At 63.4% G+C, this 25,037-nt stretch carries 19 protein-coding genes; 6 read left to right on the forward strand and 13 right to left on the reverse strand.

Translation table 11 applies throughout. The annotated features are described in order from the left end of the window. The first annotated feature begins 47 nt into the window (after positions 1-47). Positions 48-1,145 carry a hypothetical protein gene (locus T5B8_RS06440; RefSeq protein WP_353177233.1) on the forward strand — a complete coding sequence of 366 codons (1,098 nt, stop codon included), beginning with the start codon at positions 48-50 and terminating at the stop codon, positions 1,143-1,145. 50 nt (positions 1,146-1,195) lie between these two features. Here T5B8_RS06440 and T5B8_RS06445 read toward each other — a convergent pair whose 3' ends face one another. After that, positions 1,196-2,206, reverse strand: a complete 1,011-nt coding sequence (locus T5B8_RS06445; RefSeq protein ID WP_353177234.1) for an AraC family transcriptional regulator — start codon at positions 2,204-2,206, stop codon at positions 1,196-1,198. A 120-nt stretch (positions 2,207-2,326) separates the two neighbouring features. Between T5B8_RS06445 and T5B8_RS06450 the strand changes: the two genes are divergently transcribed. Genes T5B8_RS06450 through T5B8_RS06460 form a run of 3 tightly spaced genes read left to right on the forward strand, consistent with a single transcriptional unit; the run spans position 2,327 to position 7,031 of the window. Next, positions 2,327-3,922, forward strand: coding sequence for an FAD-binding oxidoreductase (locus tag T5B8_RS06450; protein WP_353177235.1), 1,596 nt, complete (start codon positions 2,327-2,329; stop codon positions 3,920-3,922). 8 nt (positions 3,923-3,930) lie between these two features. Continuing rightward, the gene (locus tag T5B8_RS06455; protein WP_353177237.1) at positions 3,931-5,469 is read left to right on the forward strand and encodes a glycerol-3-phosphate dehydrogenase/oxidase; all 1,539 of its coding nucleotides are present in this window, start codon (positions 3,931-3,933) and stop codon (positions 5,467-5,469) included. Further along, on the forward strand, positions 5,466-7,031 hold the full coding sequence (locus T5B8_RS06460) for an FGGY-family carbohydrate kinase (protein ID WP_353177239.1): 1,566 nt from the start codon (positions 5,466-5,468) through the stop codon (positions 7,029-7,031). Before T5B8_RS06455 ends, T5B8_RS06460 begins: the two co-directional genes overlap by 4 nt. 21 nt (positions 7,032-7,052) lie before the next feature. Here the strand turns inward: T5B8_RS06460 and T5B8_RS06465 are convergent, their stop codons facing one another. The 5 genes from T5B8_RS06465 to T5B8_RS06485 all read right to left on the reverse strand — a co-directional run bounded on the left by T5B8_RS06465 (position 7,053) and on the right by T5B8_RS06485 (position 13,339). Then, positions 7,053-8,498, reverse strand: coding sequence for a hypothetical protein (locus tag T5B8_RS06465; protein ID WP_353177240.1), 1,446 nt, complete (start codon positions 8,496-8,498; stop codon positions 7,053-7,055). Between the two features lie 13 nt (positions 8,499-8,511). Continuing rightward, a complete protein-coding gene (locus T5B8_RS06470) occupies positions 8,512-9,249 on the reverse strand; it encodes an SDR family oxidoreductase (protein ID WP_353177242.1) in 738 nt (245 codons plus the stop codon). Between the two features lie 280 nt (positions 9,250-9,529). Further along, positions 9,530-10,858 carry an FAD-binding oxidoreductase gene (locus tag T5B8_RS06475; RefSeq protein ID WP_353177244.1) on the reverse strand — a complete coding sequence of 443 codons (1,329 nt, stop codon included), beginning with the start codon at positions 10,856-10,858 and terminating at the stop codon, positions 9,530-9,532. A 35-nt stretch (positions 10,859-10,893) separates the two neighbouring features. Further along, entirely contained in the window at positions 10,894-12,354 is a 1,461-nt protein-coding gene (locus T5B8_RS06480) for a UbiA family prenyltransferase (RefSeq protein ID WP_353177246.1), read from the reverse strand. Positions 12,355-12,394: 40 nt separating this feature from the next. Continuing rightward, entirely contained in the window at positions 12,395-13,339 is a 945-nt protein-coding gene (locus tag T5B8_RS06485) for a lysylphosphatidylglycerol synthase transmembrane domain-containing protein (RefSeq protein WP_353177248.1), read from the reverse strand. A 595-nt stretch (positions 13,340-13,934) separates the two neighbouring features. On the opposite strand from T5B8_RS06485, the gene T5B8_RS06490 reads away from it, so the two are divergent. Then, positions 13,935-15,683 carry an acyl-CoA dehydrogenase gene (locus T5B8_RS06490; RefSeq protein ID WP_353177249.1) on the forward strand — a complete coding sequence of 583 codons (1,749 nt, stop codon included), beginning with the start codon at positions 13,935-13,937 and terminating at the stop codon, positions 15,681-15,683. 175 nt (positions 15,684-15,858) lie between these two features. Here the strand turns inward: T5B8_RS06490 and T5B8_RS06495 are convergent, their stop codons facing one another. Next, entirely contained in the window at positions 15,859-16,755 is an 897-nt protein-coding gene (locus T5B8_RS06495; RefSeq protein WP_353177251.1) for a sulfotransferase, read from the reverse strand. Positions 16,756-17,139: 384 nt separating this feature from the next. Next, entirely contained in the window at positions 17,140-18,378 is a 1,239-nt protein-coding gene (locus T5B8_RS06500; RefSeq protein WP_353177253.1) for an NAD(P)/FAD-dependent oxidoreductase, read from the reverse strand. Positions 18,379-18,996: 618 nt separating this feature from the next. Between T5B8_RS06500 and T5B8_RS06505 the strand changes: the two genes are divergently transcribed. Next, positions 18,997-19,818 carry a sulfite exporter TauE/SafE family protein gene (locus tag T5B8_RS06505; protein WP_353177255.1) on the forward strand — a complete coding sequence of 274 codons (822 nt, stop codon included), beginning with the start codon at positions 18,997-18,999 and terminating at the stop codon, positions 19,816-19,818. Between the two features lie 21 nt (positions 19,819-19,839). On the opposite strand, the gene T5B8_RS06510 is transcribed toward T5B8_RS06505, so the two are convergent. The 5 genes from T5B8_RS06510 to T5B8_RS06530 all read right to left on the reverse strand — a co-directional run bounded on the left by T5B8_RS06510 (position 19,840) and on the right by T5B8_RS06530 (position 24,944). Then, a complete protein-coding gene (locus T5B8_RS06510) occupies positions 19,840-21,135 on the reverse strand; it encodes an arsenic transporter (protein WP_353177257.1) in 1,296 nt (431 codons plus the stop codon). A 69-nt stretch (positions 21,136-21,204) separates the two neighbouring features. After that, positions 21,205-21,618, reverse strand: coding sequence for an arsenate reductase ArsC (locus T5B8_RS06515; protein WP_353177259.1), 414 nt, complete (start codon positions 21,616-21,618; stop codon positions 21,205-21,207). Next, complete coding sequence (locus tag T5B8_RS06520) at positions 21,615-22,016, reverse strand: metalloregulator ArsR/SmtB family transcription factor (RefSeq protein WP_353177261.1); 402 nt, start codon at positions 22,014-22,016, stop codon at positions 21,615-21,617. Before T5B8_RS06520 ends, T5B8_RS06515 begins: the two co-directional genes overlap by 4 nt. A 120-nt stretch (positions 22,017-22,136) precedes the next feature. Beyond that, positions 22,137-23,102 carry a zinc-binding metallopeptidase family protein gene (locus T5B8_RS06525; protein ID WP_353177263.1) on the reverse strand — a complete coding sequence of 322 codons (966 nt, stop codon included), beginning with the start codon at positions 23,100-23,102 and terminating at the stop codon, positions 22,137-22,139. 231 nt (positions 23,103-23,333) lie between these two features. Then, positions 23,334-24,944 carry a long-chain fatty acid--CoA ligase gene (locus T5B8_RS06530; RefSeq protein ID WP_353177265.1) on the reverse strand — a complete coding sequence of 537 codons (1,611 nt, stop codon included), beginning with the start codon at positions 24,942-24,944 and terminating at the stop codon, positions 23,334-23,336. Positions 24,945-25,037 lie beyond the last annotated feature (93 nt).

The raw sequence follows: 25,037 nt of genomic DNA on the forward strand, positions 1-25,037 counted from the left end.
ACAACGCGCCGCCGGTGCACGGCTCACCGGCGGGTACGCGATCGCGCATGGCCGGTGCGTTGATGCCGGGTGCAATGCTCGTGTTCGCCGCGGTGGGCTTTGGTGTGCAGTTTGTGCTGTCGCCCTCGGCCCCGGGTTTCAGCAGCTTCAATGCCCTGCACTTCGAGATCAACTATCTCGAGCACGGCTTTGTTCGACGCGCGCTCGTGGGCACGCTCTTTCAGGCCGTACCCGAGGCCGCGCGCACGCCGGCGATCGTGGTTTTCGGCTGGGTGGTCATCGCCGTGCTGGCCGGGCTCGTGACCCGGCTGCTGTACGTGCTGCGCAGACGTATGGATCGTGACCAGTTCCGCCTGCTGGCCGTTTTGTGGATCGCCGCGCCGTGGACGTTCATGAACCTCGGCTACGATTTCGCCCGCCTCGATCAGCTCAATCTGTTGTTGCTCGCGCTGAGTCTGTATCTGGTCTATCGAAACCGCATCGTCTGGCTCACGGTCGTGAGCGTGGCCGGCCTGCTCATCCACGAGGCCTATCTGTTTTATGGTCTGATACCGGTCCTGGCCCATGCCTGGGTGCGTTATCGGCCCGTCTCGTTAGCCACGGCCGTGGTCCGATTGGCATGGCCGGTCGCCGCGGGGCTTGCAACGCTTGTCACGATTGCGCTGGCCGGGCGCTATGAACCCGGCCGCGCGGCGCTGATCGACAGCCTGGGCACGCGCCTGGCCGATCCGAACCACAACGCCCTCAATGTCTGGCTACGCAGCGGGCTCGACAACCCGCACTATGTACTCGCACGACTCGACCAGGGCCTGTTCGGCGCGGCCGAGCTGCTGGTGATGGCCGCCCTGGTGTTAGCCGCCGTAGCCGTGGTGATCGGCTTTGCCCGTACCAACGGGCGCAGCGCCGACCCGTTCATCCTGTCGCCGCTGGCCGTGTTGCCCCTGTTCTGTTTCGGTATCGACTATGCGCGCTGGATGGGACTGATCGCCATTCTGAGCCTGACGGTCGTGACCACACGTCTGCTCGATGGCGGGTTCGGCCAATCCCGGCCGCTGAGCGCGCGTCATACCGGGCTCGCGTTGCTGGGGATGGCGCTTGCCGGGCCGCTGGGCAGCGTCCATCTGTTGCCGTTATGGGGCGATTAATTGCGTATCTAGACGGTTTTCACGGGTTAGGCGAGCCGTCGTGGGTCGCGCTAAGCAGGATCTGACTGCCGATAGCGCTGTCGCCGCCAGGCCAGCGGCGTGGTCGCGGTCCAGCGTTTGAAGGCACGTTGGAAAGCGCTTTGTTCGGAAAAACCGAGCCGGTGGCTGATATCGCCGACCGACAGTCCGGCATCGCCGAGATAGCGCAGGGCCAGCGTATGGCGCGCCGCGTCGAGGCTTTTGCGAAAGCTGGTGTCGCGGCTGTTGAGCCGCTGCTGGAGCGTACGTTCGTTGATCTGCAGGGCTGCGGCGGCATCGGCCAGGGTAGGGGCGGGCATGCCGAGGCTGGCCAGCAGCCAGTTCTGTAGTTGGTCGACGATGTCCTGCGATGCGACCCGGCGCGCGCTCTGGTCGATTTCGGCGCTCATATAAGCGGTCAGCTGGGCATCGGCGCCGCGCAGGGGCAATGCCAGTAGCGCGGCATCGAAACAGATACGCGAGGCGCTACAGCCAAAGTGCACGTCGCAGCCGAAGAAGTGGCGATAAATCGCCGGATCGCCCTGGGCGCGATGTTCGAATTCGACCCGCAGGGGCGAGGCGTCGTGCCCGCTTGCCCAGCGCGCGAAATTGAGCCAGGCCGCAAAGGCTTCTTCGAGCACGGCGGGCATGACCGGGCGCGGGCCGTGCCATTCGATCGCCACGTCGTCTGTGCGTTCGACGAAGCGCCCCTCGCCGATGGCATTGACCAGATGCGCAAAGCGCGCCTGATAGGCCAATGCTTCGCCCAGGGTTGCGCAATGACGCAACAAAAATCCCAGCCGCCCCCAGCGGCCTGGCTGCGCGTCCATACCGAATTCCAGTCCGATCAATGGATTATGCAGCCGGGCGATGCCTGCCCATAACAGCTGTTCGTAATACGCGGCATCGATACAACGCTGGGGCAGCACCAGCGCGGCCGGCTCCAGGCCGCAGGCATGCAGCAACGCGGCCCGTTCGAGCCCCGCGTTTTCCAAATGATCGAGCAGCGCGCTGACCAGTGAAACCGCGACGGTGGCGTGCATCGGCGAACTAGGGGCTATACGCAAAGCCTATTATTCAACCAGGATGGCGTCTGGGGTCAATTTTTTTGACTCCAAGATTCGCTAATTTCGTCCTATCAACAGCATAGGAATACCAAGCGCATGCGGCGATGGAACGGCTGGGGCGACGATACGATCGACAGGAAGCTGCCGGCCACGGCGCGCGCGTTTCTGGAGTCGCGGCTGGGCCGGGGCGATGCGCTGCCCGATGAAAGTCTGGCGAACGCCTGTGCCCAGGTGCCCGAGTCGCGCGTCGATGCGTTGCCGGGGTTCGATCGGTCCGCCGAGGCCCGGCTACGCCATGCGCATGGCCAAAGTTTTGCCGATTGGGCTGCGCTTCGGCATGGACATGTCGGCCCCTTTCCGGATGCGGTGGCGTCGCCTGCAACCCATGAACAGACCCGGGCAGCGCTGGATGCCGCGCGCAGGGCCGGGGCGGTGGTCATCCCCTATGGTGGTGGCACCAGCGTGGTCGGCCACTTGAAGGTGATCGACGACGGCCGGCCGGTAGTCAGCGTGGATATGAGTGCCTGTGCGCGTCTGCTCGATCTCGATGTGCACGATCGTATTGCGCGTATCGGCGCGGGTGCTGCCGGGCCGGTGGTCGAAGCCCAGTTGCGTGCGCAGGGTTTTGTGCTCGGCCACTATCCGCAGTCGTTCGACTATTCCACGCTCGGCGGGTGGGTCGTCACCCGTTCGGCCGGCCAGCAGTCGCGCCGTTACGGGCGTATCGAGCGTTTGTTGCACGGCGCACGCCTGGCCTGCCCGAATACGGATTTCGAGGTCGGCGGCCAGGTGGCTTCATCGGCCGGGCCGGATCTTCGCGAACTGGTGCTCGGTAGCGAAGGCCGGCTGGGTATCGTGACCGAGGCGACAGTGCATATCACCCCGATCGCCGAGCGCGAATCCCTTCATGCCGTGTTCTTTGCCGACTGGCAGGCCGCGCTCGCGGCAGCCCGCGCGATGACGCAGGCTGGGTTGCCCGTATCGATGCTGCGCGTATCCAACGAAGAGGAAACCGATACCCAGCTGCGTATTGCGGGCCACGAATCGGCCATCGCCTGGCTGCGCCGTTATTTGAACGTGCGTGGTATCGGCGATCGGCCGGCCATGATGATGCTTGGCATCACCGGCAGCCGGCGCGACACGCGCCGCCTACGCGCGGATGCGCTGGCCCTGGCCCGCCATGCGGGTGGGGTGCACGTGGGCACGGCCATGGGCCGCGTCTGGGCGAAAAACCGGTTTGCCGGGGCCTATCTGCGTAATGGGCTGTGGGATGCCGGTTTTGCGGTCGACACCATGGAAACAGCCGTGCCCTGGTCGCGGGCGACTGCGACCATGACTGCGATGCAGCAGGCGGCCCATCTGGCGCTGCAGGCTTTCGATGAGCGCGCGCTCGCCTTCGCCCATCTGTCGCATGTCTATGGGGCGGGCTGCAGTATCTACATGACCGTGGTCTGGCGGCGTGGGCGCGATTACGCGACCGACATGGCGCGCTGGCGCGCACTCAAGCAGGCCGTGAGCGAGGCGATCGTCGCCTGTGGCGGCACGATCAGCCATCAGCACGGCGTGGGTTTCGACCACGCGCGGTATCTGGGCGCTGAGAAGGGCGAGGCGGGCCTGGGCCTGATCCGCGCTGCGCTCGCCGAGCTCGACCCACAGGGCATGATGAACCCGCACAAACTCGTTTCGAGGTAGGCAGGCCTATGTGGAGCCAGCACTGGCGATCGGATTTCGAAACCGCCGCCGAGCAGTCATTCGATGTACTCGTGATCGGCGGCGGTATCACCGGCGCCGGGGTGGCGCTGGAAGCCGCTCGTGCCGGCCTGCGCGTGGCACTGATCGAGCAGAACGACTTTGCGTCGGGCACATCGAGCTGGTCGTCCAAGCTCGTGCACGGCGGGCTGCGCTATCTGGCCAGCGGCGACTGGCGGCTCACCCGTGAATCGGTGCAGGAACGCCAGCGCCTGATGCACGATCTGCCGGGGCTCGTGTCGCCGCTGGATTTCATGCTGCCGGTCTATGCGCATGACAAGCCGGGCCGCTGGGCGCTGTATGCCGCGCTGGGCGTCTACGATCTGATGGCGCACAAGCGCTATTCGCACTACATGAAGCCGGCCGCGTTCTGTAGCCATATGCCGTATCTGAACAGCGACGGCCTCAGGGGCGGCTTCGTGTATCGGGACGCGCTCACCGACGACGTACGCCTGACCCTGCGCGTGCTCATCGAAGCACGCGCGCATGGGGCGCTGGCAGCCAACTATGTGCGCGCCGACGAATTGCTGTTCGAGGCCGATACCGTGGTCGGCGCGCGGGTCAGTGATCGCGAAACCGGGCAGTGCTTCGATATTCGTGCAGGCGTGGTGGTCAATGCGACCGGGCCCTGGAGCGATCGCCTGCGTGCCCAGGTCGATGGCCCGGCCCAGCTGCGGCCGCTGCGCGGTTCGCATTTTGTCTTCCCGTTTCACGTGCTGCCGGTGGCCCGCGCGATCACGCTGTTTCACCCTACCGATCGGCGGCCGTTGTTCGCCATTCCCTGGCAGGGGGCGACCGTGTTCGGTACCACCGATCTCGATCACGACCAGTCGATGGACGAGGCGCCGCGCATGAGCGCGGCCGAGTCCGATTATCTGATCGAAGCGGCACGCCATTATTTTCCCGGCCGCGATATAAAGGCAGCCGATGCGCTCTCCAGTTTCGCGGGTGTGCGCCCGATCGTGCGCGGCGCGCCGGGCGCCTCGGCGTCCGAGGAATCGCGCGAATCGGCGATCGAGCGCGAGAAAGGGTTGATCACCGTCACCGGCGGCAAGCTCACCACTTTTCGCGTAACCGCCAACGATGTGCTCGAACAGGTAGGCGTCGCACTCGGCCGGCGCTTCGTGCGTAATGAAAAGGCCCCCATCATTCACGGCGTGCAGGGTGGCGAACACGCCCGTGGCGCGGTGCGGCACGGGCCGGAATTTGTGCAGATGGCCTCTCGGCCCGACGACGACACGCGCCTGGGTACGACCGACTACCGCTGGCGCGAACTGCGCTATGCGCTGGCGCACGAAGCGGTGGTTCATCTCGATGACCTGTTGCTGCGTCGCACCCGGGCCGGGCTGTTGCTCGCCGAGGGCGGGCTGGCCGAACTGCCGGCTCTGGAATCGCTGGTGCGCGACACGCTCGGCTGGGACGCAACGCGCTGGAATACGGAAGTCGAGCGCTATCTTGCGCACTGGCAACAGGTGCACGCGCCAGCATGAGCACGCGCGACCGGCTGCTGGCGATCGATGTCGGCACCCAGAGCGTGCGCGCGCTGGTATTCGATCGCCACGGCACACTGCATGCCCGCATACAGAGTCACATCGAGCCCCCGTATCATGCCCCCGAGCCGGGCTATGCCGAACAGCAGGCGTCGGTGTTCTGGGATGCGATCGTGGCGGCGTGCAAGGCCCTGCACCGCGAACATCCCGACATGGGCGCGCGTATTGCCGGCATGGCGTTGACCGCACAACGCGCGACCAGCGTATTTCTGGATGCCGATGACCAGCCCATCGGACCGGCGATTTCCTGGCTCGACCAACGCCGGGCGACCGAAGTGCCGGCCCTGCCGCGGCTGTGGCGAACCTTATTTGCCGTGCTGGGGCTGACCGGCACGATCGACAGCTTTCAGCGTGCTGCCCCCGCCAACTGGCGCGCCGCCCACACGCCCGAGGCGCATCGACGAACCCGCCGCGCCGTGCTGCTATCGGGCTATCTGGTGCATCGGTTGACCGGCGTCTGGCGCGACAGCGTGAGTGCCCAGGTCGGCTATCTGCCGTTCGACTACAAACGCCGCCGTTGGGCATCGCGCTTCGACTGGAAATGGCGGGCGGTGGCGATCGCACGTGATCAATTGCCGGAACTGGTCGAGCCGGGCGAACCGCTGGGCATGCTCACCGACGGGGCGGCACGTGCGTTGGGCCTGGCGCCGGGGCTGGGCGTATTCAGCGCCGGTGCGGACAAGGCCTGCGAGGTGCTCGGCTGTGGCGCAATCGATGCGCAGACAGCCTGCGTATCGCTGGGCACCACGGCCACGATCAATACCTGCCGCTCTGTCTATCGGGAGGTCACACGCTTCGTGCCGGCCTACCCGGCAGCAGTGCCGGGCTATTTCACCGACGAGATCCAGATCTATCGCGGTTTCTGGCTGGTGTCGTGGTTCAAGCAGGAATTCGCGCTGGACACCGTGGATGCCGCCGCGCGCGAACAGCGCGCCGCCGAGGCCCTGCTCGACGAGCGCATCGCGCCGATCGGCCCCGGCAGCGATGGCCTGGTGGTATTGCCGACCTGGTCGCCCGGCGTGCGTATACCCGGCCCGGAAGCACGGGGCGCGATTATCGGCTTTACCGATACCCACACCCGGGCCCATGTCTATCGCGCCATCCTCGAAGGCCTGGCATTCGCCCTGCGCGAAGGCCGCGAGCGTATCGAAAAACGTACCCACGGCCCGATCACCTGCCTGCGGGTGTCCGGCGGTGGCTCCCAGTCCGATCAGGCGATGCAGATTCTGGCCGATGTATTCGGCCTGCCGGCCGAGCGCGCGCATACGCATGAAACCAGTGGGCTGGGTGCGGCGATCAATACGGCCGTGGGCCTGGGCTGGTATGCCGACCATGCGGCCGCGGTCCAGGCGATGGTGCATGCGGGCGCGCATTTCGTGCCCAATCCGCTCGCGATCGCGGCCTACGACACGATCTATCGCGATGTCTTTCGCGGGCTGTACGCGCGTTTGAAACCGGTCTTCTGTCGGATTCGAACGACCTTCGGTACGCAGGCGGATTAAGGCCGCGAGCGCTGGGGCGGGTCAGCTGCGCATGCGCAGCGTGGCAACGATCCGGCTGGCCAGCACCGCCAGTGTGGCCGCGATAAACGGGTTCACCGCAAAACGAAAGCGCTGGTTTTCGTCCACTTCGAAGGCATTGCCGATCACGCTGACGTACATGATGTTGAGCCACAGAAAGATCAGCGTGGCATCGACTGCGCTCACCCGGCGCCTGATCGCACAGCGAACGAGCACGAACAGACCGTAGAGCACGGCCAGCGTATAGCCGATCGTGATCAGAATACCGATCTGGCCGTCTTCGAGATCGAATTTCGGTTCGGTGGGATAGATCGGCTGGCCGGCCAGCAACAGTGAAAACGCGCGGCTGTAGGGTTCGATCGCGGCCCGGTTGTCCTGCAGGAACGGATAATCGCTGGAGGGGCGCATGAACATCAACCACGCCGTGCCCATCGATTGCAGATAAAACTCGGGATGGATGCGCACCGCGGTGATGGCATCGGCCAGCGCCTGCTCCGACACATCCGCATAGGCCAGATGGTTGTAGTTCACATGGCCGGTGGACTTGCGCTTCTGATCGAGCACGGTGATGCCGGTGGGTTCGACCTTGTCGAAGATGTCGGCATACGCCTCGGGCGTGTTGAAGGGGAAATCCATTAGCGCCATGTCAGTGAGCGTACCGGCGGCGACCATGCGCTCGCGCTCGGGTTTGTCGATGGCCAGGGTCGTAAGTTTGGACAGACTCATGCCCATCCAGTCGGAGGTGGCGAAATGGCCGGTGACCATCAGATTCTTGCCGTACAGGGCGAACACCAGCACAAGCGGCACGAGCGCGGCCGCGAACACGGCCTTGCGATGGCCCGGCAGTACCAGCCCGCAGAACAGGGCCAGCACCACGAACCATTGCCACTGGAACATGGAGCGCGTATAGATCAACGCCGCCATGGCGAAAAACAGTGCCAGCGCGCGCACGAATGTGAAGCGTTCCATGCACAGATGAAACAGCCAGGCGATGGTGCCCAGCAGCGCCAGAATCATCAGCGTGTAATAGGGAATCGCCTCGTAGAGTACGAGCGCGGGGGTGAGCATGAACAGCGTCGCTACGCCGAAGGCCAGCTTCGGGTTGTCGGTGAGCTTGCGCACCAGCGAATACAGCAGCAGCACGCTGGCAATGGCCAGCGCGCTGTAGAGCGCACGAAACGCGATGGTGAGGGTGAGCGGATCGTCCCCGAGCTTGAGCACCAGGCCGATGACGAGGTTGTACAGCGGCGGCTGGCCCGGCATGTAGAACAGGCTTTCGGCCAGGTTTTCGCGTAGCAGTACCGGATCGAGTAGCTGCCAGGAGGTCGCGATCGGTTCCAGGTCGAAACGTACGCCCGCGGCGAAGAAACACAGCCGCGATATCACATAAATACCGATCAGCCAGAGTGCCGGATGGTCCGAGGGGTAATGAAACGCGTCTTTCTTCATGGACCGTCGATCCCTAAAGCCCGGTGCGATGAAAGATCGCCCGCGGCAGCGCGGTGATGATGGTCATGATCAAACGCCAGAAGCCGGGGGTGTAGCACACGGCCGTGCCTTTCTCGATGGCCTTGTGAATATCACCGCCGACCTTCTCGGGGCTGGCGAACAGCGGGCCCTTGTCGAAATCGGCGGTCATGGGTGTATCGACCATGCCGGGGCGAATGGTCACCACCTGCACGCCGGCCTTGAACAGGCGATGGCGCAGACCGTCCATGAAGGCGTTCAGGCCGGCCTTGGCACTGCCGTAGACATAGTTGCTGGCACGGCCGCGATCGCCGGCCACCGACGAAATCGCGGCGATCGTGCCGTGGCCCTGGCGTTCGAAGCGATTGGCGATATCGGTGAGCAGGGCAACAACGCTCACCGCATTGGTATGCCAGGCGGCCACCGCCGCTGCGGGATCGGCCGCGCAGGCCTGCTGGTCGGGCAGGGTGCCGTAGGCAACCAGCACCGTATCCAGGCCGCCGAGGGCGGCCTCAGCCGCATCGATCATCGGCGCGTGGGCAGACAGATCGTCGGCATCCATGACCTGTGTGGCCACGGTGGATGCGCCGCGCACTTTCAGGTCGTCGGCGATGGCTTTCAGCCGGGCTTCGTTGCGCCCGGTCAGAAACAGTGCATCGCCGCTGGCGGCAAAACGACGGGCGGTCTGTTCGGCGATGGTCGAGGTCGCGCCGACGATCAGGATTTTTCGCATATCACTCGCTCGACTTTTTAGACGAAGACGTTCGTGCATTGGGTGAGACACTCAGCTGGCTGAGTCCAGGAAAGTATTTTGTCTGCAAATAAACGCGAATACGCGCAAATAAGGCAGGAGAAAATGCTTTGCATTCGCAGGCTTTTAGCCACAGGCGCAATCAAGCCATCAACTGAGATTTCTACATAAAAAGACGATGGTCCGCAGATGCCGCGGATTAGCGTCGATGAGTAAGTAAAAGGTACGTATTTGCGCTCATTGGCGTTCATTTGCGGGCTTTTCATTTTCCATGATTGTTCTGATCCGTTACGCGTCGCCAGAAATTCGAGGAAAAAGCCGGGTCCACAAAGGTCTTGAAGCGTTCCAGATTGGGGAAATACTCGTCGAACGCGGCTGCGCTCATGCGCGCATCCTTGGCCGGATACACCGCACCGCCCGCTGCGCGCACGATGTCGTCGAGCGCCTCCAGCAGCTCGAACGTTTCGCGCCCGCGGTTGGGAAAGTCCAGCGCCAGTGTCACGCCCGGGCGCGGAAACGACATCAGCCCGGGCGATGGCACATCGCCGAATACCTTGAGCACCGACAGAAACGAGCCTGCCCCGGCTGCGGCGATACGTTCCAGCAGCTCGGCTACGGCATCGCGCGCGTCGGCGTGTGGCACCACGCACTGATACTGCAGGAAGCCGTTCGGCCCGTAGGCACGGTTCCAGTGCCTGATGCCATCCAGCGGGTAGAAATACGGCTGGTAGTGCTGGGTGTCGCGGCTGCGCGCCTTGAGCTTGCGCCGAAAATAGAGCGTGTTGAGCGGGCGCAGGGTGAGCGGGTTGATCATCGACACCGGGGTGACGAAAGGAAACGTCGGCCCGCCGCGCTTGCGCGGGTCCGGCTGCTGGCCGAGTGCGGGTTTGTGATTGGCCCGCATGAACCAGCCGCGGCCGAGATTCGCGCCGCGCGCGCTGCAGTCCACCCAGGCGACCGTATATTCGTAGTCGCGGTCGGAGGCGGCGGATAGTTCGAAGAACTCATCCAGATTGGCAAAGCGCAGCGTGTCCACGTCCATGAACGGGCCTTCGATACGCTTGAGCGCGACCGTGGCTTTGGTCACCAGCCCGGTCAGCCCCAGCCCGCCGATGGTGGCCGCGAACCACTCGCGGTTTTCCTCGGGCGTGCATACGAGCGTGCTGCCGTCCGAACGCAGCAGTTCCAGCTCGCGTACATGACAGCCGAAGGTGCCGGCCACGTGATGATTCTTGCCGTGGACATCGTTGGCAATCGCGCCCCCCACCGATACGAACTGGGTGCCCGGTGTGACCGGTAGAAACCAGCCCTGGGGCACGGCCAGTTCCAGAATATCGGCCAGCAGCACGCCGGCCTCGCATTCAATGATGCCGCTGGCCGGGTCGAAGGCGATGAACCGGTCGAGGCTGCCCATATCCAGCAGCGTACCGTCGTTGTTCAGACAGCTGTCGCCGTAGCTGCGGCCATTGCCGTAGGCCAGTAGCGGCGTATCCGAGGCGGGCAATACGCTCGGCCGCGCGCCCGGGCGCTGGACGCGGGCAGGGTGGCTGGCCGGATAGCGGCCCCAGGATGGATGGCTCGATGCGCTCATGGCCGTAGCCTATCGATTACCGCGGCACCCATCGATCAGATCGCCGAGAACATGATCAACGCCCCGAGCAGCACGCATACACGGCTGCCGTTGTCCTTGGCGGCGAACACGATCGGATCGTCATGCATCTGCCCGCGCAGCGTCTTGAGCCAGATTCGGCTGATCCAGTACAGCACGACCGGACACAGCAGCCAGATACGGGCCGGGTGTTCGTAGTGATTGGTGATATCGGGGCTGTTGATATACAGCGCCAGAATCACCACCGCGGTATAGCCGGCCGCCGTACCCAGACTGCGCAGCGGGGCCAGGTCGTCGGCAATATAACCGCGCCCGAGGGGCGCATCACCGCTGTGTTTTTCCATGACCAGCAGTTCGGTGCAGCGCTTGGCCATGGCCAGGCTCAGAAAGATCGACATCGACAGCGCCAGCAGCCAGAACGACAACGGAATGCCGGTGGCCGCGCCGCCGGCAATGATGCGCAGCGTATACAGCGCGGCGAGCGTGAGCACGTCGATGAGCGCCAGCTGTTTCAGGCCCAGCGAATAGGCCAGGGTGACCAGGTAATAACAGACCAGTACCAGCCAGAAGAACGGCGGCAGGAATGCGGCGATCACGATGGCCGCGCCCAGCAGCACAGGAATGGCCATCACGCCCTGGGCGATAGGGATACGCCCCGAGGCGAACGGGCGCTCGCGCTTGCGCGGGTGCTGGCGATCGTCGCCGAGATCGACCAGATCGTTGAGGATATACACGCTCGAGGCGAGCAGGCTGTAGGCGATGAAGGCCAGCACGGCCATGCTGATCATGCCGAAATCCGCATACTGATGCGCGGCCAGCAACGGCACGAAAATCAACACGTTCTTGGCCCACTGGTGCACGCGCAGGGCCTTGGTCCAGGTCCGCCAGGTGGTCTTTTCCGGCGGAAAGCTGGCGCCGACGTCGTAGGTTGCGTTCGCGCTGCGCTCGAGCTTGTCGCTGGCATTGACCAGCACCGCCTTGCGCGCATGCTTCCAGATCGCGTGGTCGACGTCGTGATCGCCGGCATAGTCGAAGGGCACATCGCCGACTTCGTTACGGATCGCGGCCAGTTTGTCGTCGCCGGAAAGGTTGGTATGGGCGTCGCTGGCGAGCACCACGTCGAAAAGCTGCAGGTGTTCGGCGACCTGATGGGCGTATTTCTCGTTGGCGGCCGTCGCCAGAATCAGTTGCCGGCCCTTGGCTTTTTCTTCTTTCAGATAGTCGATCAACGCCTGGTTATAGGGCAAGTGTTCGATGCCCAGGTCGGCGCGGTCGGCAATTCTGGCCTTCAGTGTGGCGCGCCCGGCGCGCAGCCACCCGGGCAGCTTCACCAGGCTCTGTGGCGAGCTTTTGGCCAGCACGAATGCCGATTCCACCAGCAGGTCGGAATGCACCAGCGTGCCGTCGATATCGACGACCAGCGGAATATCGGCAATCGGAATGTCAGTGGATGATTCGGAAAAAGCCTGGGAACTCATTCGCAAGAACCTATGGAAAGTGGAGCGCTTAGCACGTCAGCTAGCTAGGCAAGACCGCGCGCCGGCGGTCGAGTTCGATCGCGGCGAGACTGATCAGCCCCAGCACGACCGCAAACCACAGCGTGGCCACGCGGGCGATCAGGGTGATGGCAAGGGCGGTGGTCGCATCCACGCCCGAGAGCTTGAGCAGCAGCACCATCACGGCTTCGGTACTGCCCAGCCCGCCGGGAATGAACGACAGCGCGCCCACGAGCATGCTCACGGCATAGATGCCGATGGCGGTGAAAAACGCCAGCTCGATATCCAGGCCGTGGGCGATGACATACAGCGACACGCCTTCGGCCGCCCAGGCGACCAGGCCGACCGCGAGGCCGGCATAGAGTGGTTTGCGCCCCAGCAGGGCAAATGCCTGCTCCCACGCGGAAACCGCACCGTGGACCACATTCTGGAGCTTGCCCTGCGGGTTGGCGCTGCGCTGCTGCATGTAAACGAGCAGACGGCGCTGGCGAATGGCCACCAGCAGACCCGCGAGCACGGCCAGCGGCACGATCACCCACCAGATATAGTTGGAAAACGCGATCAGCACGAGCGTGGCCAGCAATGCGATCGCAAGCAGGTCGATGAAGCGTTCGGCAAAGAAGGCCGCCAGGCTATGGGCATAGGGCACGCCATGCCGGGCCAGATAAAGCGATCGCATGCCTTCGCCGGCCTTGCCGGGCGTGGTCGTCAGCGCAAAGCCGGCGATATAGATCACGCCGTCGCGCAGCAGTCCCACGCGATCGCCCAGCCAGTACAGATAGCCGTGCCAGCGCCCGAAACGCAGCGCATAGTTGAACAGCGATAGCGCCAGAATCGCCAGCCACCAGTGCAGCGCGAGCTGGCGCATGGCCGCGAACGTGCGCTCGGCGTCGATGCCCGCCACCAGGGTGACGTAGAGCAGCAACGCAAGGCCAAGCGAGAAAATGATGGTTCTTTTACGGGGCAAGGCACGGCCTCATGGCAACACCGCCGATCAACCGGCGGGCAAGGATACTGGTAGCGACAGGCCGAGCGAGATGTGTTCCCGCACAGCCGAACACGCGCTCCACGCGCGCGTTGTCTTCATCCCCGTTCGTGCCTCGAACCAGACGTTCGAATACGTATAGCTTAGCGCAAACCGACCAGCCGGCATCAAGTCGTGCACAAGATCGCGCCGATACAAAACACCCGACAGGCTGCCCGTAATGGCGCTTTCCCCTTAGGGAAGCTCTGCATAACCTCTCGCGGATCGCGTTCGAGTCCTCACAGACGGTGCGGCAAGGCGCCCAAGCGCAGCGCCTGCCTTATTGGCAGGTCAAGCTTGGCAACGCAGCCGCGGCGTCTGTGAGGCCGAACCCCTTGCGGGCCGGGGCTTTGTGCGCGCTTGATCGGCGTCAGTGTTCGCTATCGTGCAACGAGCACGCTACGCTCTCACTTCCTTGTCAATCACGCGCAAAGCACGCCGGCGCGACCGTGACAGGTTGTGCAGAGCTTCCCTAGAATGCCCCTCCGGGTCGACGGCTTGCGCGTCGTACCTTTTCGTTTCAACCGCGAGATCCAACATGGCCGAATACCGTGCGCCCACCCGCGATATGCTCTTCGTACTCAACGAAGTGCTCGACGACCAACGTATCCGTGATCTACCCGGTTATGAGGACTACGAGCCGGAAACCGTCTCTGCCGTACTCGACGAGGCCGCGCGCTTTGCCTCGGATGTCCTCTCGCCGCTCAATTGGTCGGGCGACCGGGAAGGTGTGCACTGGAGCGAAGACGGCATCGTCGCGGCCGAGGGCTTTGGTGCGGCCTATAGCCAGTATGTCGAAGGCGGCTGGAATGGCCTGACGGGCTCGGCCGATCATGGCGGCATGGGCATGCCACGCGTGCTGGGTGCGGCAGCCATGGAAATGTGGAACGCGGGCAACATGTCGTTCGCGCTTTGCCCGCTGCTGACCGCCAGTGCCGTCGAAGCCCTGGAAAACCACGGCAACGACGAACTCAAGCAGACCTATCTCGACAAGCTCGTGACCGGCGAATGGACGGGCTGCATGGATCTGACCGAGCCCCAGGCCGGTTCCGATCTCGCCCAGGTGCGTACCAAGGCGCAACCCGATGGCGACGCCTATCGTCTGTTCGGCCAGAAGATCTATATCACCTGGGGCGAGCACGACATGGCGGATAACATCATCCATTTCGTGCTCGCGCGCCTGCCGGATGCGCCCGCCGGTGTGAAAGGCATCTCACTGTTTCTGGTGCCCAAATTCATTCTCGATGAAAACGGCCAGCCCGGTGAGCGCAACGACATGCGCTGTGCGTCGGTCGAGCACAAACTCGGCATTCATGCCTGCCCGACCTGCACCATGAGCTTTGGCGAGGATGGCAAGGGCGCGCTCGGCTATCTCGTGGGCGAGGAAAACAAGGGCCTGGCGCATATGTTCACGATGATGAACGCGGCCCGTCATGCCATGGGGGTACAGGGCCTGGGCATCGCCGATCGCGCCTATCAGCGCGCGCTCGAATACGCCTGCGATCGCCAGCAGGGCGGGCGCGCCATCGTCGAACATGCCGACGTCAAACGCATGCTGCTATCCATGCGCTCCCAGACCGATGTACTGCGTGCCATGTGTCTGGATTCGGCCAGTGCCCTGGATATCGCCGAACGCAGCGATAACGAAGAAGAACGCGCCGCCGCCCAGGCCCGTGCCGATGTCATGATCCCGGTGGTCAAGGCCTGGGGCACGGAACTGGGTGTGGATATCGCCAATACCGGCATCCAGGTGCATGGCGGCATGGGCTTCGTGGAAGAAACCGGCGCAGCCCAGTATCTGCGCGATGCGCGTATCGCGCCCATCTATGAAGGCACCAACGGTATTCAGGCCATCGACCTGGTCGGGCGCAAGCTCATTCGCGACGAAGGTCGCGGCATGCGCGCCCTCATCGCCGATATTCGGGCCACTGCCGATGGCAGCGCCGAGGGTGCGAACGAACACCCGGCACTGTCCGATGCGCTGGAGCTGCTCGAAACCGCCACCGATACGCTGCTGGAAGCCGGTCGCGATGCGGCCATGGCCAATGCCTTCAACTACCTCATGCTCTGCGGGACCGTGTTCGGTGGCTGGTATGCCGCGCGTATCGCGGACGTGGCGAAAAACGCACTGGACAACGGCACCGACGAGCTCGATTTCTACGAAGCCCGGCAGGCCTGTGCCCGCTTCTATGTGCGCCAGATTCTGCCCAAGGCACGCGGGTATGCCGCGATGATTCAGGCCGGGCCGGCGGTTGTCGATTCGGTGGATGCGCAGCGGCACCTGTAGCGGTTTACCCGCGCCAGCCTGCGAATACGGTGGCCATGCCGTATCCGCAGTGACGGTCGTATGTTTCGATGGGCGTGGCCGGTAGCGGCCACGCCCGTCGACGCCCTGCCGTCCGCGGCCGCGGTCACGACGCGGGGGCCTATCGCGCCGGCCATTGTACTTCGCTACCCCGCGGTCAATGCAGCCAGTGGGACAGATCCCGATCGATCAGCTTCGCGGTTGTCCGTATATCGGTCTCATAGCCTTCAAGCAGACGCTGGCGCAGGGGGCTGGTCAGTTTCGGTGGGGCCATGCCGCAGATACGACCGGTAGGTTGTACGCCGAGTTTTTTCATCAAGCGGCCCATCCCGCGATGTTGCTGTGACAGCCGCGCCTGCCAGGCGAATCGTGCTACACGCTGCATGCCGGATGCCGCATTCGTTTGCTTACCGGGATCCGGCCAGCTGTTGCAGCGCGCGCCGATAAAATCGCACGTCTGCTGTAGAACATCCTGCGGCTGCTGGATCAGGTCGTCGAACAGAACGACTTTGATCTGGCTACGGGGGAAGAGGTCGAAAAACTCTTTCAACCGCTCGGCATAAAAGCCGCCCGTGCGGTAGTGATAGCCCCACCAGACGTCATTTTCGATGCGCTCGTTTTCTACTTCCAACGCGGCTGCGAAGTCTCGGAACGTTTCATAGCCGTCGCGTACGTGATGCATGAACTGCGAAAAGGCCCGGTCCACCGGGTTGCGCAGCATGCAGATGATCCTGGTCTGCGGGTTGAAATCATGAATCTCCCGCGCCACGCCGGGGAAGTAGAGATAGCCCGGCGAGGCTTCCCCGGTGATTTGGCCGGCTGCGGCGTTGGCGTAGAGCCGCTCGTATGCCTGCGGGTCGAAGGCCATTTGTGCCGCGTATTGGGCATCCACACCGTGGCCGATCGAGTCGGCACTCAGGCCCTTGAAGCAGAAGTAGTGGGGCTCCTTGACGACCGGGAAAAACACGTCGTTCTGAAGGCCAAGCCATTCGTGCAGAATGGTTGTGCCCGACTTGGCAGCGCCTGCGATAAGGAAATCCGGCCGGTGGTTCATTTGTACGCCCTCTGGGTGTTGTATGGTTACCACCAGAGCAAACATCGCGCCATGTTTTGGGTGTCATTTGGGGCGGTTTTGGACGCAATTCTTTGCAATTGGCCAAGCGACTTTTGAAAAAATGCGAATCGTCTTCGCGTTTTGCAAAATCATCCGGTCATCGCCGTGGCATGGATCGGTCGCACGGGCGCATGCTCGATTGGCCTGGTGGGCGAGCAGGGCCGACGTAATGGATTAGGCGAATCCCCGGCAGCCCTTGATCGTTCCTCCGAACAGCGCCCGTGCTCCGCTGTTTTCAATGCCATCAGAAACAACAGCGGCGCCTGACCGCCGTTTTTTGAACTTCGCGGCCGCTCAGTGCGGCGCGCGAACTCGTGCGGTGGTTTATTGCGTCAGCTCGGGTAACGCACGCGGATGCGGCCGGCGCCAGTCATGGCCGCGCAGCATCATCTGCCAGTACATCATGGGAAAGACGTGACGCTTGAACAGCCAGTGCAGGCGCCGTGGCTGGCGCGGGTCGAGCGGGAAGCTGGAAACCACTTCCTGGTCGTAGCGGAACTCGGCGAGCAGCACGCGCCCATGTTCGACGGTGAGCGGACAGGCACCGTAGCCGTCGTAGCGCGGCGCAGCGGCGCCCATGTCGAGCTTATGCAGCACACCGTCGACCACCGTGGGTACCTGGCGGCGCACCGCAGCCATGGTCTTGGCATTGGGTGTATCGGTGCAGTCACCCAGCGCGAAGACATTGGCGTAGGTGGTATGACTCAGCCGGTGGCGATCGACGCTCACCCAGCCGGCTGCACCCGCGAGCGGGCTGCTGCGAATCACATCCGGTGCCGACTGCGGCGGCACGACATGGAGCATATCGAAATCCCGCGTGACTTCGCCCTCGGCGGTCGCGAAGGTGGCCTGGCGACGCTCGCCATCGACACCAATCAGGTCGTGACCGAAATAAGGCGTCGCCCCGTAGCCGGCGATGACCTTGTCGAGTTCGCGTGCATAGACCGGCACGCCAAACATGCTCGCGCCCTGATTGTAGAACTCGAGGGTGGCATTCACGCCGCGGCGGCGCAGCGTGTCGGCCGTCAGGTAGAGCGCCTTCTGCGGCGCGCCGGCGCACTTGATGGGCATGGCCGGTTGGGTAAACAGCGCCCGGCCCCCGGCGAGTGTCATCGCCAGTTCATGGGTATAGGGCGCGTGGTCGTAATGATAATTCGAGGTCACGCCGTTGCGCCCCAGCGTTTCCGCAAGCCCGTCGATCGCATCCCAGTTCAGTTGCAGGCCGAGCGCAACCACCAGCACGTCGTAGCTGTGCTGTGCGCCGCTGGCCAGCACCACCCGATTCTGATCCGGTTCGAAACGCGCGATCGTGTCGTGTATCCACTCGGCGCCTTCGGGCATGACGTCGGCCTGGGCACGCCGGGTGTGTTGTCGGGGCATATCGCCACCGCCGACCAGTGTCCAGCCCGGCTGGTAGTAATGATCGGTACTGGGCTCGATAACGCTGACATCGAGTTCGGGATGCCGCCGCAGCAACGCCGAGGCTACGGACAAGCCGGCAGTTCCGCCGCCGGCAACGAGGACGCGGTGGTGGCTGGCCGGGGCATTCGAGGATTCGGTCATGGCAGATATCTTCTGGTAAGCGGGTGACGCGGGGCGGTCATTCCTGTGATTTGGTTATTTAATAATTCAAAAAAGTTATTAAAAATAGCGTTAAAGCGCCGGAATGTTATCAGGGAAATCGGCCCTGCAATGGATATAGATCAATTTGCGCTCTCGAATTCTGCGTTTGGCACCGCTATGAGACTGTCGATGTCACGCGAGCCACGAAACCGCCGGCTGCGCCGCATTCGCCGTAGCGGCAGAAAAGCCGGTGGCGAGCGATCGTCGATCCGCGTGCTATCGCGGCGTGGCTGTGTGGCGTGTTATCGGCCGGTGCGTAGTCAATATCCAACGCCCAAACCGCGAAAACGCCGCGGGCCGGAACGTCGAAATAGTCAATGCGGTTCTCGATGATGTGCGCCGTTCAGCATGCGGCGCGAATATCAGCCCCCGGCTTCGGGCGATCGATCGTTCGTCTTATTCGCGTGTCTTCGCGATCATTGGCGGACAGCCTGCCTGCTTGCGAACCGCCCGCTTCGTTTCATACATACGCAAGACGCGCCTATAATCTCGTTAAAGAATAAAGATAGATGCTAAAGTTATAACGCTCTTTACGAACAAACGATTGGAGCGCCTGTTGTGAGCGTGTTATTCGGTGTGTTCATCGGCCTGGCGCTGGGGCTGACCGGCGGTGGTGGGTCGATATTCGCCGTACCGCTGCTCATTTATGGGCTGGGTCTGGCCGCGCCCGCGGCGATTGCCGTGTCGCTGGCTGCGGTGGCGTTCACGGCTGCCTTCGGGGCGATCGAGGCGGGCTGGCGCGGGCTCATCGAATTGCGTGCCGGGTTGATCTTTGCGATCGCCGGCATGGTAAGTGCGCCGCTGGGTGTTCATCTGGGCGACCGGGTCAGCGAAACAGTGATCGTGGCGTTGTTCGCGGCGGTCATGTTCGTCGTGGCCATGCGCATGTTCATGAGTGCGCGCCGTGCGGGCGATGATACGCGTGTCGTGCGCGCCCGCCCGGCGGCCGATGCCGATGACGACCCCGGTACGGTCTGTCGCTACAGCCGCGACGGCCGGCTGCGCCTGAATGCACCCTGTAGTGCGACGCTGGTCGCGGTCGGACTGGTGGTCGGTGTGATGTCGGGTTTTTTCGGCGTGGGCGGCGGCTTTCTCATCGTGCCGGCGTTAATGCTCATCACCACCATGGGCATTCACCGCGCGGTATCCACATCGCTGCTGGTGATCACACTCGTGGGCCTGTCGGGGCTTGCCTCGGCTATCGTGTCCGGACGTGCGATCGATTGGCCATTGACCGCGTTGTTCGTCCTTGGCGGCTTGATCGGCATGGTCGGTGGCCGCAGTCTCTCGCGCTATCTGGCCGGGCCCGCGCTGCAGTTCGTCTTTGCGTTGGCGATGATCTGTATCGCCGTATTCATGCTGCTGAAAACGATTGTTTGAGGGGGCGTTCACCCGGGGTGATCAGCCGGCGATCAACGCCAGCCAGCCGGCCAGCGCGCTGAGCGTGATCAACAGCACCGGCACGGTCAGTACGATGCCGATCCGAAAATACTGGCCCCAGCCGATGGTCAGCCCCTTGCGCGCGAGTACATGCAGCCAGAGCAGGGTGGCCAGGCTGCCGATCGGGGTGATCTTGGGCCCGAGGTCGCTGCCGACCACGTTGGCATAGATCATGGCTTGCTGGGCCAGGCCGGATACGTGACTGGCGTCGACTGAAAGTGCGACTACCAGCACGGTCGGCATATTGTTCATCACCGACGACAGGAAAGCGGCGAGAAAGCCGGTGCCGACGCTCGCTACCCATAGTGACTGTCCGCCGAGCCTATCGAGAATAGCCGCCAGATGGGCGGTCAGGCCGACGCTCTGCAGCCCGTAGACGACCAGATACATGCCCAGCGAGAACACGACGATATCCCAGGGGGCGCCGCGGATCACTTTCATGTTATCGACCACGGGGCCGCGCTGGGCGAGCCCGAGCAGGACGGCCGCACCGAGCGCGGCGACCGCACACACCGGCACGCCGATGAGCTCGGCCGCGAACAGGCCCACCAGCAGCAGCCCGAGTACCCACCAGCCGGCCTTGAATACGGTCGCGTCCTTGATCGCCTCACGCGGCTCGCGTAATTGGCCGGGGTCGAAGCGCGCCGGGATATCACGTCGGAAATACCAGAACACGATCCCGATCGAAGCCGCGACGGAGACGATATAGACCGGCGCCATCACCGCGGCATAGCTGCCAAAATCCAGGTCGAAGAAATCGGCCGAGACGATATTCACCAGGTTGGAAATCACCAGCGGCAGGCTGGCCGTGTCGGCGATGAAACCGGCCGCCATGACGAAGGCCAGGGTCGCACCGGCGGAAAACCCCAGCGCGAGCAGCATTTCGAATACGATTGGCGTGAGGATGAGCGCAGCCCCGTCATTGGCAAAAACGGCGGAAACCAGCGCCCCCAGCAGCATCACCAGCACCAGCAGGCGCGGGCCGCGACCGTCGCCGCGCCGGGCGACATGCAGTGCGGCCCATTCAAAGAAGCCGGCTTCGTCGAGCACCAGACTGATCAGGATGATGGCCACAAAGGTGAAGGTGGCATTCCAGACGATGCCCCAGACGGTGGCGATATCGCCGATATCGACCACGCCAGTCGCCAGGGCCACCAGCGCGCCGGCCGACGCGCTCCAGCCGATGCCCAGACCGCGTGGCTGCCAGATGACCAGCGTGAGCGTGGCAATAAAGATAAGAACGGCAAGAATCGTCATGACAGTCCTGGATCGCAGGCAGGCGCGTCACGCCCCGGGGCATGCATCGTTGAAAAGGGGCCGGGCGGCTCAGTCGGTCAGCTCCGCGAGCAGACCTGCGACGCGCTGTTGGATAGCGTCGCGGCTGGCCGCGAAGATCGCGGCGATCTGCGCGCGGCTGCCCTGGGCTTTGGCTGGATCTTCCAGGCCCCAGTGGCGCTTGTGTGTGCCGGCTGGCAGCAGCGGGCAATGCTCGTCGGCATGGCCACAGACCGTGACCACGATATCGGCCCAGTCGATATCCGCGCTGGCGAGAATCGACGATGTCTGCGCTGATATATCGACGCCGGCTGCCTGCATCGTCGCCACCGCGTTCGGATTGAGCCCATGCGCCTCGAGACCGGCCGAGCGTACGGCAATCTCATTGCCGCCCAGATGACGGGTCCAGCCTTCGGCCATTTGCGAGCGGCAGCTGTTGCCGGTGCATACATAGAGAATATTCATGCGGGGTCGGTCACGGGCGGGGTGCTACAACGTTCGCCGGGTCGATCGACCATGGTGGCCAGCCGTTGTGTATCGCGCATGAAAGGTTCGCTTCGGGCGTTGGCCTGGGCAGTTGCCTCGATGACCTCGCGTGCCCAGCCGGGCAGTTGTTTGCCGATGCGGTAATACACCCAGACCCGTTCGCGCCGATCATCGAGCACGCCGGCGTCGCGCAGCAGTTTCAGGTGCCGCGAAATCTTGGGTTGGGACAGATCGAGCGCATGTACCAGCTCGCAAACGCACAATTCGCCGTGCTGGGCTATAAGCATCACACAACGTAGCCGTGTGTTATCGGCGAGCGCCTGAAAGAAGTCCTCGGCCGCGATTTCATCCCGCGGGACATCGGTAGGTGTAGCCATCGTATTCGAAAAATCGTATATATGGAAAATAGAATATACGAAGTAGCGAATACGTCAATCACATAAGCCGTTGTCTCGGCGCTGGCGGCGCGCGCTAACACAGCGCCGCCGTGCTGGCGCTTAGAGCCCCTGCGCGCCGCGGCGCAGCCAGCCGTGTACGAACGCGAGCTTGCGCCGTGCTGCCTCGGAAAGGGCGAACGGATACAGATCCGACAGCCCCATCGAGCGATTGACATGATTCACGCCGATGGCAAGCGAGGCGGCGATATGAATCAGACGCTCGGAATCCGGCTCTGCATAGGGATCCCAGCCGCGGTCGGGCAGTTCGGGCGCGGACAGCCCGGCGGCCATGAAGCTGTCGGTGATGTCGGTCAAATGCAGCAGATGGGCAGTGGTTTCGGCCCAGTCTTCATGCGGATGCGCCGATGCATAGCTGGTCAGAAAACGCAGCGACCAATCCGGCGGCGGGCCGTTTTCGTAGTGGCGTTGCAGCGCGGTGGGATAATCCGCGCGTTCGTCGCCGAACATGTCGCGAAATGCATCCAGAAAATCATCGCGCAGACTCAGCCGCCACCACAGCATATGCGCGATCTCGTGGCGCATATGGCCGATCATGGTCCGATAGCGCTCCTGGAGCGCCTGGCTACGGGTCGCACGGACCACCGGGTCGGCCTCGGTCACGCTGATCGTCACCACGCCCTGGGCATGGCCCATGGGCACCGGGGCGGTGTCTTCGGCGAGCATGTGGAATACCGGGCGTGTGCCCGGGTCCTCGGGGCGAAACCAGTGCCAGCGACCGAGATTATCCAGTGTCCAGCGCTTGGCGGCTTCGGTTTCGGCCCAGTTCGCCATCGCACCGTCGATCGCTGGGTCGGGCGCGAGCGCGGTCATCGCACAGGAGCGACAGAACGCCCCTTGCTCGGGCGCGATCCAGTTACAGCCGATGACTTCGCGGTTAATACAGAACGGCGGCATCGGCACGAAGGCACGGGCCTGCGGGTCGTAGGCGACCGGCGTGCCCTCGGCGGTGGTGAGATTATCGAACCAGAGTGAACCGGAACCGACGGGGTTGGCGAATACACGCATTGCGCTAGGGCTCCAGAACGAGGCCAGAAAAAACGAACATACGGCCCACGTTCGGCCGTTCGGCTGCGTGGGTCAACCGCCATGCGGGCAAACACCTTGGCCGCCAGTGCCCGCCCCGGGCCGGCGTACATGGCGGCGATGCGCTGATTGCGCTGGGCCGAAGCGCAAGACGATCATAAAAAAGCCCGGCCTGTAACACAGGCCGGGCATGAATGACGGCAAAGCGGTCGATCAGGCGTTTTCGAGCAATTGCCGACGCAGGTCCAGCTTGCTGAATTTGCCCGTGGACGTGCGCGGAATCTCGTCCACGAAGACATAGTTTTCCGGCACCATCCATTTTTCCATGCGCTCGCGCAGGAAAGCGGACAGGTCTTCGGCCGAGAGCTCGCGGCCTTCGCGCACCACCACCGCAGCCAGCGGGCGTTCGCCCCATTTTTCATCGGGCTGGGCCACGACGGCCGCTTCGGCCACGTCTTCATGGCCCATGATGGCGTTTTCCAGCTGGACCGAGGAAATCCACTCGCCACCGGACTTGATTACGTCCTTGGTGCGGTCGGTGATGTTGATATAGCCGTCTTCGTCGATGGTGGCGATATCGCCAGTGCGCAGCCAGCCGTCGGCGGTGAACTTGTCGTCGCTGTTTTCGAGCCGGTAATAGCTGCCCGTGATCCACGGCCCACGGACCTGGATTTCGCCCATTTCCTTGCCGTTCCAGGGCAGCGGTTGGCCCTCGTCGCCCACGATACGCGTATCCACGAACGGCACCGGTGCGCCAGCGGTCGCACGAATCGCGTATTGCTCGTCTTCGGAGCGCTGCTGGATTTTGGGTTTCAGGCGCGCGGCCGAGGCCAGCGGCGAGGTTTCGGTCATGCCCCAGGCCTGGATCACGGTGAGCCCGTATTTGTCGAAGCGCCGGATCATGGCTTCCGGCACGGCCGAGCCGCCCACGGTCATGCGCATTTCCGGATGCAGCTTCCAGCGATTCGGCTCGGCATCCAGGGCGTTGATGATGCCCATCCAGATCGTCGGCACGCCGGCCGTGACGTTCACCTGTTCGGATTCATAGACCTTGAGCAGGCTTTCTGCATCCATATGCGGACCGGGGAAGACCTGCTTGGCGCCGGTCAGCGTGGACACATAGGGCAGACCCCAGGCATTGACGTGGAACATCGGCACCACCGGCAGAATCACGTCGTTGTACGACAGATTCAGCGTATCCGGCGTGGCCGAGGCCATGGCATGCAGCACGCTGGAGCGGTGCGAATAGACCACGCCCTTGGGCTTGCCGGTCGTGCCGGAGGTGTAGCACATGCCGCAGGCGTCGTATTCGCTTTTTTCCGGATATTCGAATTCGCCCTGGGCGCCGGCCAGGAAATCTTCATAGCCGATCATGCCGTCGGGCACCGGCTTGCCGGCCAGCGGTACGACGATGATCTTTTCGAAATTCACCTGATCGGCGAACTTCTCGTAGAGCGGCAGCAGTACGTCGTCGATGATCAGAATGCGATCTTCGGCATGGTTGACGATCCAGGCCACATCGTCCGGTGGCAGACGCAGGTTGAGCGTATGCAGGACCGCGCCGGTAATCGGAATACCGAAATAGGCTTCCAGATGGGCGTGTGTGTTCCAGGAGAAGGTCGCGACCCGGTCGCCGTTCTTGATGCCGGCTTCGATCAGTGCCTGCGCCAGTTGCTTGGCGCGCTTGACCATATCGGCATAGGTATAGCGAAACAGGCTCTTGTCCGGCATGTGGGTCACGATTTCCACATCGCCGAACTGGGTGCCCGCGCGCTCGAGAATGTCGTCGAGCAGCAGCGGGCGGTCCATCATCGTGGATTGCATGGGATCTCCTCTAGCAATATCGGTTTGTTGTAAGTCTTGCGTTGCGAGCATCGCATTGGCGCGCCCGGATCGTCCATATTTGTTGGCTTATAC

It is taken from the genome of Salinisphaera sp. T5B8, from assembly GCF_040361255.1.
Classification (GTDB): Bacteria; Pseudomonadota; Gammaproteobacteria; order Nevskiales; family Salinisphaeraceae; genus Salinisphaera.